12 protein-coding genes are annotated in these 9,865 nt (G+C 57.6%); 6 read left to right on the top strand and 6 right to left on the bottom strand.

Annotated features, from left to right (window positions below; all coding sequences use genetic code 11):
- Window positions 1–258 precede the first annotated feature (258 nt).
- Window positions 259–1,623, top strand: coding sequence for a M20 family metallopeptidase (locus tag VFE46_10120; GenBank protein ID HZZ28344.1), 1,365 nt, complete (start codon window positions 259–261; stop codon window positions 1,621–1,623).
- A gap of 96 nt (window positions 1,624–1,719) precedes the next feature.
- On the opposite strand, the gene VFE46_10115 is transcribed toward VFE46_10120, so the two are convergent.
- The 4 genes from VFE46_10115 to VFE46_10100 form a co-directional block, all read right to left on the bottom strand.
- On the bottom strand, window positions 1,720–2,073 hold the full coding sequence (locus VFE46_10115; protein HZZ28343.1) for a calmodulin-binding protein: 354 nt from the start codon (window positions 2,071–2,073) through the stop codon (window positions 1,720–1,722).
- Between the two features lie 412 nt (window positions 2,074–2,485).
- A complete protein-coding gene (locus tag VFE46_10110) occupies window positions 2,486–3,274 on the bottom strand; it encodes an MBL fold metallo-hydrolase (GenBank protein ID HZZ28342.1) in 789 nt (262 codons plus the stop codon).
- Between the two features lie 241 nt (window positions 3,275–3,515).
- Window positions 3,516–3,974, bottom strand: a complete 459-nt coding sequence (gene ruvX, locus VFE46_10105) for a Holliday junction resolvase RuvX (protein HZZ28341.1) — start codon at window positions 3,972–3,974, stop codon at window positions 3,516–3,518.
- A 50-nt stretch (window positions 3,975–4,024) separates the two neighbouring features.
- Window positions 4,025–5,131, bottom strand: coding sequence for a mannose-1-phosphate guanylyltransferase (locus tag VFE46_10100; protein HZZ28340.1), 1,107 nt, complete (start codon window positions 5,129–5,131; stop codon window positions 4,025–4,027).
- A 326-nt stretch (window positions 5,132–5,457) separates the two neighbouring features.
- Here VFE46_10100 and VFE46_10095 point away from each other — a divergent pair, with 326 nt between their 5' ends.
- The 4 genes from VFE46_10095 (at window position 5,458) to VFE46_10080 (ending at window position 7,918) form a co-directional block, all read left to right on the top strand.
- Window positions 5,458–6,453 (top strand): NADPH:quinone reductase, encoded by a 996-nt coding sequence (locus VFE46_10095; protein ID HZZ28339.1) that lies wholly within the window; start codon window positions 5,458–5,460, stop codon window positions 6,451–6,453.
- A 16-nt stretch (window positions 6,454–6,469) separates the two neighbouring features.
- Window positions 6,470–7,153 (top strand): VWA domain-containing protein, encoded by a 684-nt coding sequence (locus VFE46_10090; protein HZZ28338.1) that lies wholly within the window; start codon window positions 6,470–6,472, stop codon window positions 7,151–7,153.
- Window positions 7,154–7,353: 200 nt separating this feature from the next.
- Window positions 7,354–7,581, top strand: a complete 228-nt coding sequence (locus tag VFE46_10085; GenBank protein ID HZZ28337.1) for a hypothetical protein — start codon at window positions 7,354–7,356, stop codon at window positions 7,579–7,581.
- Window positions 7,571–7,918, top strand: coding sequence for a type II toxin-antitoxin system PemK/MazF family toxin (locus tag VFE46_10080; GenBank protein HZZ28336.1), 348 nt, complete (start codon window positions 7,571–7,573; stop codon window positions 7,916–7,918). Before VFE46_10085 ends, VFE46_10080 begins: the two co-directional genes overlap by 11 nt.
- 232 nt (window positions 7,919–8,150) lie before the next feature.
- Here the strand turns inward: VFE46_10080 and VFE46_10075 are convergent, their stop codons facing one another.
- Together VFE46_10075 and VFE46_10070 are read right to left on the bottom strand one after the other, a co-directional pair.
- Complete coding sequence (locus tag VFE46_10075) at window positions 8,151–8,516, bottom strand: hypothetical protein (GenBank protein ID HZZ28335.1); 366 nt, start codon at window positions 8,514–8,516, stop codon at window positions 8,151–8,153.
- A 56-nt stretch (window positions 8,517–8,572) separates the two neighbouring features.
- Window positions 8,573–8,950, bottom strand: a complete 378-nt coding sequence (locus VFE46_10070) for a hypothetical protein (protein HZZ28334.1) — start codon at window positions 8,948–8,950, stop codon at window positions 8,573–8,575.
- Between the two features lie 446 nt (window positions 8,951–9,396).
- Between VFE46_10070 and VFE46_10065 the strand changes: the two genes are divergently transcribed.
- On the top strand, window positions 9,397–9,865 hold a 469-nt coding region (locus VFE46_10065), incomplete at its 3' end, for a hypothetical protein (protein ID HZZ28333.1).

The following is a 9,865-nucleotide window of genomic DNA, read 5'->3' as shown; positions in this document are numbered from 1 at the left end:
TTGAACCTTGCCAAATCCTAGTGGATATGCGCCCGTAACGTCAAGGATACTGCCAAATCACGCCACTTAGCGTCGTTGCTATGCTACATTGCTTCAACTTAGCAGCTCGTTAGGCATTTGCGCAAAAAAAGAACCCTTCGCAGGTGGGGCAGGTACCTACGAAGGGCGCGAGCTAGAGGTTGCCCTCCGCTCGCTTACTAATATGTGGTGCCGGTAACTCGTCAACAATCCTCTTTATTGGGGGGAATTCGACGGCGCATGCCTGCGGTTTTTCCCGGCAATTCGCTATCATCGTTCTGGCAGGCGGTGGCTTGGCCTTTTTATTTTCATGGAACAGCTTTTCTCATGCCTCTCGATTTACTCGCCACGCTTCGCGACCTGGTGGCCACGCCGAGCATTAACCCGATGGGCTTGCCGGCCAGCGGTCCGGAGTATTTCGAGCACCAGCTAACCAACTATCTGGAGCAATTGTTTGCGCGCTACAAAATTCCCACCTGGCGTCAGCACATTGCCGAAAAGCGCGACAACCTGCTGGCCCGCCTTGAGGGCTACCCGGCCGTAGAAAACGGCGGAACGCTGCTGTTGTTGGAAGCGCACCAAGACACGGTGCCGGTGGAGGGAATGTCCATTGCGCCCTTCGATCCGCAAGTGCGCGACGGCCGGTTGTATGGGCGCGGGTCTTGCGACATCAAAGGGGGCATGACCTGCATGCTGGGGGCGATGGTCCGACTGGCCGAGCAGCACCCTCACCCTCTGGCACAGAGAGAAGGAGAAGAGCAGCACCCTCATCCCGGCACTCTCCCGAAAGGAGAGGGAGAAAATGCGCGGCCGCGCCCCACCGTCGTCATGGCTTGCACCGTGAACGAAGAGCATGGCTTTACCGGCGCGACGGGCTTGTGCCGGCTGTGGTCGGGACAGCCGAATCCCATTTTTCCGCGCCGGCCCGATGTGGCAATTGTCGCCGAGCCAACCGATTTGAACGTGGTGGTGGCCCACAAGGGCATGGTCCGCTGGCGGTGCCACACTTTGGGCCGGGCTTCGCACAGCTCGCAACCGGAATTGGGTCAAAACGCCATTTTTCGCATGGCGGCGGTGTTAACGGCGCTGAAAGATTATCAGCACAGCGTCGCCGGCAAGCTGGCGGAGCATGCACTGTGCGGGCGGCCCACGTTAAGCGTCGGCACCATTACGGGCGGCCTCAGCGTGAACACCGTGCCCGACCACTGCACCATTGAGATCGATCGCCGCTTGGTGCCGGGCGAACAGCCGGAACCGGCGCGGCAACACGTGATCGATTTTGTGGCCGCGCACACCTCGCTGGAAAAATATGTCCAGCACGATCCGCCATTCATGCAAAGCGCCGGCTTGAACGATGCCCACAATCATGACTTGGCCCAGCGGCTCGTGGCCGCCATTCAGGCCACCACCAACCGCACGCCGCAAACCCTGGGCGTGGCGTTTGGGACCGATGCCTTTTGCTACGACGGCGCCGGCGTGCCCAGTGTGGTGTTTGGCCCCGGCTCCATCAAGCAAGCCCACACCGCCGACGAATGGGTGCCGGTGGCCGAAGTGGAACAAGCCGCCGAAGCAATTTACAGGTTTATCGCCGAGTGGACGAAGTAAAACGCCCGAGCCTGCCACCTTATGGTGCTAAGCCGCTAGCGGCTTAGCAGGAACCTGCGGGTGTTTCAGGCAATTGCCTGGCGATTTTATTCCCGCTCAGAACGTGTCCAGAATAAACTGGTGGCCCCAGTGATAACGCGCCTGGCCCGGGCCATAATTGTAGTGCATCCATTTATCCCACTGGGCAGACTGCGGGTATTCGTTGTGCCAGGATTTGTTGTACACCGGAATGCGCATTTCGGGCGGATAACGGTAGTACAAGCTTTCGGAGCTGCGGTAATAATCGTCGCTCCAAAAGTTCTGTGGGTAATAGACGTACGGATAATGGTAGAAGCGGTCCCAATCTTGCGTGCTGTACGTGGAAGCCCATTGGCGGCCGTAGGCTTCCTGGGCTTTGGCCTGGGAACCGTGGCCAAAGAATCCTAGGCCGGCGGCGCAAATCAGCGCCATGAGAATGCGGCGAATCATGCGGTATCCCCCCTCAAAAGCAAATGCACCGAGCGACTCCAGACGCACCGAACTTGCGGTGCGGCAATTGTCGATCGCGGGTCTTTCGATTCACTGCCAAGTAATGTGCTGCCAGGCAAAGGGACCATGCTAGCACGAGGCGGGCGGGAGCCCGGCGGCCAACTTTGCCTGTCAGTTACAGCATCGACAACCGTGCCGCGCGGCATTGAGGGAATATGCGGCACAAGCAGCAGAGTTTACGACATGCAGAGGAAGATGTCCGCGGCAAATGTCAAACTTTAACGCTGACGTAAAGGGTGATGGCGCTTTATGCGCGACCAACGGTCGCGGCTTTTGTGGATTGAACTAGCGGCAGCGCGACCAACGGTCGCGGCTTTATAAGTTGCGGCTTGCATCAATCGCCGCCGGGCATGAGGCCCGCTTCCAGTTCCTTATCCCATTCGTCCATCAGCGGCCAGTCGATGGCACACGTGCCCCAATCGGCCATGTGCAAATAACCTTCCAGGCGGTTAATGGCCTGATCGAGCAGCGCGTTATTTTTGCGGAAAATTGGCCCGTGACTGGGAAGCAGCCACTCCACATCGCTTTCGCGAATTCGCCGCAGCGATTTCAAAAACGAGGGAATGTCGCTGCCATGATGGGCGTCGATGGCCCCCACGCAGCCATCGCGATAAATATTGTCGCCGCTGAAAAGCAGCTTGCCCAAGCGGAACGAAAGTTGGCTGTCGGTATGCCCAGGCGTGTGCCAGACTTCCAATTTCAAATCGCCGATGTGGATAATGTCGCCGTCGTTGATGAGCGTATCGAGCTTGACCGGCGGCATTTCCATGTGAATATTTTGCGATTCTACCTCCGCAAATGTTTTCAGCTTATCTCCCTTGGCCAGCGGCTCGGCGGCCTTGGGATGCCCGCTGACATTGGCCTTGAGTGCCTGCTTGACGCGTGCCAAACCCTGAATGTGGTCGACATCGGCGTGCGTGGCGATCACGGTTTTGCAATTCGACAAGGGAAAATCGAGCTGGCGAATTAAATTGATAATTTGATCGACTGTTTCCTGAAAGCCGACGTCGATGAGCACCCACTCGTTTTTGTCGAACACCAAATAAACATTGCACCCCAGCCGCTGCCCGGCCTGATAGTTCATTTCAATGACGTTGGGAAAAACGGGCTTACGCTGGAGCATTTTTGAAAGGTGTCTTGTGGTCTGGTGTCTGGTAGTCTGGCGTCTGGTTATTTGACGAATAGTAAATGGTCGGCGTGCGACAAACCATTGAACCGACTTCCGCGCCGCCCGATTTTAAGAATGCGCCGCCACCTGGGCAAGCGCGTGGCAACAAACGCGCTTCGCAATCGCACTATTGAGACACAAAATCAACTCATCCGCGGGTACAACTCCGCATTCCCCACTCCGCATTCCGCATTCTTCACGATCCAATTCCTTTTGGTTCGCAGCTCGCCGGGCAGCCAGCTTCTAAATAGGCGGATAGCAGAATTTGGGCCGCCAGTTTATCCAGCCGCGCTTTTCGTTGCTTTTTGGTTAGTTCGGCGCCCAGTAGCGCTTGCTCGGCTTCGAAAGTGGTGAATCGCTCGTCGAAAAAGACCACGTTCACGCCGGTCGTTTGCGCCAGCCACTGGCCGAACTGCCGCGCTTCGCCCGATTTCTGACTTTCGCGCCCGTCCAAGTGCACCGGCAGACCGACCACAAAGCCCACAATGTTTTCCGCCGCCGCCAATTTCCGGAAGTATTCGGCATCAGCCGCTGCGCCATGCCGAGTGTAATTCGCCAACGGGCTGGCAATTCGCCGCTCGGGATCGGTAATGGCGATGCCAATTCGCACCGTGCCAAAATCAATTCCCGCTAATCGGCCAGTTGCTGCTGCCATGGCCGTCCATTATAGCCGCCGGATTTCCATTCGCCATTTGCCGCACATCATTACAGATGCTCTTTCCAGCCGCGTTCTTCCAGCAGCTTCACAATTTTGCGGATCGATTCTTCGTCGCTGCGATTGGCCACCAAAGTAGCATCGGGCGTGTGCACTACAATTAAGTCGTGCACGCCGACGGTGGCTACGAGGTGGTGCTCGTCGGTGCGAATAATGGAGCCGTGCGTGTCGATGCCCAGATGCCTGCCGGCGATGGTGTTGCCTTCCGCATCCGTACCGGCCAGCCGCGCCACCGCCTGCCAGGTGCCCACATCGTCCCAAGTGAATGGCGCTTCGATGACCGCCACATCAGCGGCTTGCTCCATCACGGCGTAATCGATCGAAATGCCTTTGATCGCCGCGAATTCATGGGCGAACACTTCCTGCTCGCTGGGCTGATCCCAGGCATCGACAATCTTTTGCAGCCGGGCCAGCATTTCCGGCTGGCGTTGCTCCAGCGCCGAAATAATTGTGGCCGCCTTCCACACAAAGATGCCACTGTTCCAGTAAAATTTGCCTGAGGATAAATATTCCTGCGCCACGGCGGCCGGCGGCTTTTCGCGAAAGTGCGAAACGTGAAACGAGAACAGGCTGGAACTTTTTTTTCCCGCACTGCCGGCCGATTGGCTTTCCAGCGGCTCGCCCCGCTCGATGTACCCAAAGGTGGTCGCCGGGTAAGTCGGCCTGATGCCAAAGGTGACGATTCGCCCCGGGCTTTCTTCCACCAGTGCCGCCGCGAAGGAAACCGCCTGTTGAAATTGATCGTCGGGCTGAATCACTTGATCCGCCGGCATGACGGCCATGGTCGCTTGCGGATCGTGCCGGGCCAACAACAATGCCGCCAGGCCGATGCACGGCGCGGTATCGCGCTTGCAAGGCTCGCCAAGAATATGATCGGGCGGCAACTGCGGAAGCTGCTTTTTCACGGCATCGACCAGCGCGGCCCCGGTGAGAATCCACAATTGCTTGGCCACGGCCAGCGTGCCCAGCCGATCGACCGCCATTTGCAGCATGGTGCGCTCGCCGGCCAAGGGCAACAATTGCTTGGGCCTCGCGGCCCGGCTTTCCGGCCAAAACCGCGTGCCCGCTCCGCCAGCCATGATGACAATGTGAAGCATAGAGAAAAGGAATGAGGGGCGAGAGGTTAGGGACGAGGGGCGATAGCCGAGTGCGCTTCCTACAGGGCATTGTTATTTCGTTATGTTGACACCGTCATGCGATCATCCGATTATGCACCAACTGCTGGCCGCTGGTCGCTGGCCCATTTTTGAAACATACCACGCCGGCGCCGCCTGGGAAATTGGAACCATAAACCGCTAATTTTCCTCCATCACCCCATCATCCGTTCACCCCTTCACCTGCTCAGCGCTCCGCTAGCGCGTCGCGGCTAAACGCGCCCCGCATACCCTATCCTCTACTCTCTAACCCCTAACCCCTCGCCGCCATGAAAGCCGCTTACATCAACGCGACCGGTCCGGCTGAAAACATTATCTACGGCGATTTTCCCCAGCCACAGCCCAGCGGCACACAAGTGTTGGTGAAAGTGGGCGCGGTGGCGGTGAATCCTATCGATACCTACATTCGCTCCGGCGCCGTGAAAATGCCGCTGCCGCTGCCGTTTATCGTCGGGTGCGATTTGGCCGGCACGGTAGAAGCTGTAGGGCCACAAGCCAAACGCTTCCAGGCCGGGGACCGTGTGTGGGGGAGCAATCAAGGGCTGCTCGGTCGGCAAGGCACGTTCGCCGAGTATGCCGCCGTCGACGAAAATTTTCTGTATCCCACTCCATCCGGCGTGAGCAATGAAACCGCGGCCGCGGTGGCTCTGGTCAGCATCACCGCAAGCATGGGCTTGCTGCGATATGTCAAACTGCAAAGCGGCGAAACGCTGTTCGTCAACGGCGGCGCCGGCGGCGTCGGCTCCATGGTGGTGCAAATATCCAAAGCCATCGGCGCGAAAGTCATCACGACTGCCGGCAGCGACGAAAAGGTGAAAAAATGTTTGCAACTCGGCGCCGACCATGCCATCAATTACAAAACGCAAGATGTACCCGCCGAAGTGAAGCGCTTGGCCCCGACCGGACTCAACGTGTATTGGGAAACGCTCCGCGAGCCCAATTTCGACAAAGCAGTTGATTTACTTGCCCCGCGCGGCCGGATGATTATTATGGCCGGCCGCGATGCCCGCCCGCCGTTTCCCGTCGGCCCGTTTTATGTGAAAGGCTGCTCGCTGTTCGGTTTCGCGATGTTCAATGCTACCGCGGAGGAACAACGTCCCTGCGCCGACGAAATCAACCGCTGGCTGGCCGCCGGCAAAATTAAAGCTTGCATCGATCGTGTGCTGCCCCTTTCGCAAGCCGCCGCCGCCCACAAATTGCAGGAAGAAAGCACTGTCGGCAAATCGGGCACCCTGGCCGGCAAGATTGTGCTGAAGCCCGATTGAAGAAACAATAATAAGTATGAACTGGCGACTTTTACTTTCGGTATTTTTCTGGCTAGCCTGCTCGCTCACTGCTGTTTTCGCAGCGGAGCCCAACGATAAAAAATTCGATCCCTCGGCCAGCTATGCGCACACCAAGCTGTTCGGCCTGGAAGCGCAGGGGAACAAATTTGTCTACGTGTTCGATCGCTCCGCCAGCATGGGGGACAATGGAGATAAGCCGCTGCGGGAAGCCAAAAAACAATTGCTCGCCAGCCTGAACGATTTGGACGAAAGCAGCCAGTTCTACCTGATTTTTTACAACGATCAGCCGCGGCTATTCGATTTGGGCTCTTCCCATGGACGGCTGATTTTTGCCAGCGATGCCAACAAGCGCCAGGCTGCCGATTTTATTTCCAGCATGGAAGCCGGCGGCGGCACCGATCACATGGCGGCGCTCACGCTAGCCTTGCGGCAACGGCCCGATGTCATTTTTCTGCTGACCGACGGCGAGCAAAAAGATGATCCCACGCCCGACGATCTCAAGCGCATCGATCGCCTCAACGGCGGCGGCACCATCATTGACGTGATCCAATTCGCCGACAAGCCGCGTCCCACCAGCAGCTTAATTCAGCTCGCCCACGAAAACCGCGGCCAGCACGTGTTCGTCGATATCCAGCATTACGGCGAAAATAATGCAAACGCCAATGCCAAGCCGAAATGATATAATAGCCATCGGCGAGAAGTCGTTTCGAATACACGCTACGCCCGGCAATCGCGATCTGTATTTCCGTGCTTGTTGAATCCGAGGAAGAGCTGTCTGTTTGGCGTGAAATCGCAATGAAACATTTGCTCGATTCCTACGCCGACGAGGACGCGGTGTATGACGAGCTTTGACTTCGGTGGTATATAAAGGGCATTACGATGCTAAAGTCAATCAAAGGCGTGTGTCGAAACGGTCGGGTCGAGTTATTGGAGCCCGCGCCTGACGGAAATGATCAGCAAGTCATTGTGACGTTCCTTGAATCCCAAAGCGTCGATCTTGCCGACCGCGGCATCGACGAAAAACAGGCCGCCGATTTGCGGGCCCGTCTGGCAGCTTTCGCCGAAGATTGGCAACGTCCGGAAATGGATGCCTACGATGCCAGTTAACCGCGGCGATGTCGTATTGGTTTTATTCCCAGACTCGAATCTGCGCACCGTCAAGCGTCGTCCCGCGTTGGTTGTCCAGGCTGATGGATTAGGGACCGGTTTGGCCCAAATGATCGTTGCCATGATTAGCAGTAACCAGAACCGCGCCGGGCACGTCAGCCGAATCACTGTACAATCGTCTTCATCCGATGGCCAACAAATGGGTCTTCGTACCGATTCCGTCATTATGACGGACAACCTGGCGACCATACTGGAACAGGAAATCGATCGAGCCATCGGCTCCTGCTCTTTGATGAATCAGGTCGAAGTCGCACTTCGTCATACTTTGGCTTTGTGACTTTCGCTCTTCGCGCGCCAACGATCTGATTTGCGAATGGTACAGAGCCCTCATGGGTTTACGCGCGCAAAAAATCGGGCAGCCCGACGCAGGAGGAGGAAGCGCCGAACTGCCCGATGGCAGTGAATTAGCAGTGGTCAGTGGATAGTGTGGTCGCCGGCCATTTGTTTAGCCGCGACGCGCTAGCGGAGTGCGTTTCATCGCCACTAAGCCGCTGACTGACCACTTCTGCTTACCACGGTCCGCGAACGTAATACACGCCGAATTGCTGCGTGTCGCTGGGCCAATTGGGGGTCGGTAAAAACCGGCCAGTGGGGACGTTGCCGTACCAGCCGGGAAAAGGTCGACCAAACTGATGGTAAATGGGCGAAACCCGTGTTCCCCCCACGCCCCAGCCGTAATTCGCTTGAAATTCGGCATTCGGCGGCACGACCAGAGCGATGGGCTCGCCCCAGTACGGATCGTAATAACCGTTGTGCCAAGGCAACACTTGCGCTTGCCGATAGGCATAATTCTGTGGCTGCTCGGCTGACAGCGCGCCCGCCCACAATCCACACACGGCCAGCGCTAGCGCCGCGCGGCTTGAAATCGATTTCATCGCAAAGCCTCCTCAATTTTTCGTCATTCGAAATTCGTCGTCATTCAGCCCTTCGCTCACCACCACAGCACATGAGTTTTGGTCACGCCGGCGTACGGTCCGTTATCTCGATAGTAGGTACGATGGTGGCGATATAAAAACTCGGCCGGATCCAGCGGCTGATACGTTATGTACGTTTGGCCCACCAGCGGCGGCGTGGGGCGCGGGCAAGGATACAATTGCGCTCCCATGGCTCCGCCCGTGCAGGGGCAAGCTACCGGCGGCACGTAGTAGTTGTAAAACAAATCGGGCCGCGAACAGGGTCCGCAATAATCTTGGGCCTGCGCGCTTTTGTGGCTCACCACCAGCGACACCATGACGGTGGCCGCAACCCATGCCGCAGCTCGAATGGCGCGCGTCATTAGCCGGGCGCGCACGGACAAATGCGTACTCATGCTTCATCCTCCTCCTGGGAAATGCAAAACAGAAACAAACGGGCGGGAACTCATTCGTCGCGCTCGCTGCACAGCGCACAAATGCATGCCAGGCAATTGCACGCAGGGAAAAGTCAGCGCAGGCGACGAAACAATCGGCGGGAAAAATCGGGAAGGAACTAACCGAAGGGAACCAACAAAACTCGGTGAGTCAAACAGGTAGGCAAGACGTGGGCGGGAAGTGCCCAGCGGTCTCTTGTGCCTTCTTCGGCTTGCACCGCCGGTAGGGGTGAATCATTATAGGCAGGTTTTGTCGAACAAGCGCGGCACTCGGCTGGTAACGGAAACTCACCTGTCATGCTGGCCCTACGACCGATATAATTTCTCCAGTTTCCATCGTCACGCATGCCGCACGGTAGAAATGGTCGAAAGATGTAACGTCAAGCCAGCACGGGGGATAAACAGCCTTGATTCGCGCTAAAGCCAAAGCCTCACGGGCCTCGAAACCGGCCGGCGACCAAAAACCCGGCGCACACCGCAAAGATTCCACAGCCTCTGAGGAACCCGCGCACCTCAACGGCGACGCAGCGAACGGCCAAACGCACGCCGAGGAAGCCCCTGCCGATCACGCTGCCGACGAGCCCATGGAAGATGCCCAGCATTCCGGCGGTTCGCGCCGCAGGCAGCGCGCCACCGCCCATTCCATGGCCAAGGCGCAGCGCGATATTTCGGTTAGCGAATTCTTCGCCAAGAACCGCCACCTGCTGGGCTTCGATAATCCACGCAAGGCGCTGCTCACCGCCGTGAAAGAAGCGGTCGACAACTCGCTCGATGCCTGCGAAGAAGCGGGCATTCTGCCGGAACTGTGGGTGCACATCGAGCAAACCGGTGAGAACCGCTACAAAATCGGCGTACAAGATAACGGGCCCGGCATCG

The organism is Pirellulales bacterium, from assembly GCA_035656635.1.
GTDB lineage: Bacteria > Planctomycetota > Planctomycetia > Pirellulales > JADZDJ01 > DATJYL01.
This window is presented reverse-complemented; position numbering and strand designations above follow the sequence as displayed.

What these genes read in the sequence shown, in the direction of transcription:
- VFE46_10080 (HZZ28336.1), top strand. Translation starts at nt 7,571, where the DNA reads ATGCCAGTTAACCGCGGCGATGTCGTATTGGTTTTATTCCCAGACTCG.
- VFE46_10085 (HZZ28337.1), top strand. Translation starts at nt 7,354, where the DNA reads ATGCTAAAGTCAATCAAAGGCGTGTGTCGAAACGGTCGGGTCGAGTTA.
- VFE46_10075 (HZZ28335.1), bottom strand. Translation starts at nt 8,516, where the DNA reads ATGAAATCGATTTCAAGCCGCGCGGCGCTAGCGCTGGCCGTGTGTGGA.
- VFE46_10100 (HZZ28340.1), bottom strand. Translation starts at nt 5,131, where the DNA reads ATGCTTCACATTGTCATCATGGCTGGCGGAGCGGGCACGCGGTTTTGG.
- VFE46_10120 (HZZ28344.1), top strand. Translation starts at nt 259, where the DNA reads ATGCCTGCGGTTTTTCCCGGCAATTCGCTATCATCGTTCTGGCAGGCG.
- VFE46_10110 (HZZ28342.1), bottom strand. Translation starts at nt 3,274, where the DNA reads ATGCTCCAGCGTAAGCCCGTTTTTCCCAACGTCATTGAAATGAACTAT.
- ruvX (HZZ28341.1), bottom strand. Translation starts at nt 3,974, where the DNA reads ATGGCAGCAGCAACTGGCCGATTAGCGGGAATTGATTTTGGCACGGTG.
- VFE46_10070 (HZZ28334.1), bottom strand. Translation starts at nt 8,950, where the DNA reads ATGAGTACGCATTTGTCCGTGCGCGCCCGGCTAATGACGCGCGCCATT.
- VFE46_10090 (HZZ28338.1), top strand. Translation starts at nt 6,470, where the DNA reads ATGAACTGGCGACTTTTACTTTCGGTATTTTTCTGGCTAGCCTGCTCG.
- VFE46_10095 (HZZ28339.1), top strand. Translation starts at nt 5,458, where the DNA reads ATGAAAGCCGCTTACATCAACGCGACCGGTCCGGCTGAAAACATTATC.
- VFE46_10115 (HZZ28343.1), bottom strand. Translation starts at nt 2,073, where the DNA reads ATGGCGCTGATTTGCGCCGCCGGCCTAGGATTCTTTGGCCACGGTTCC.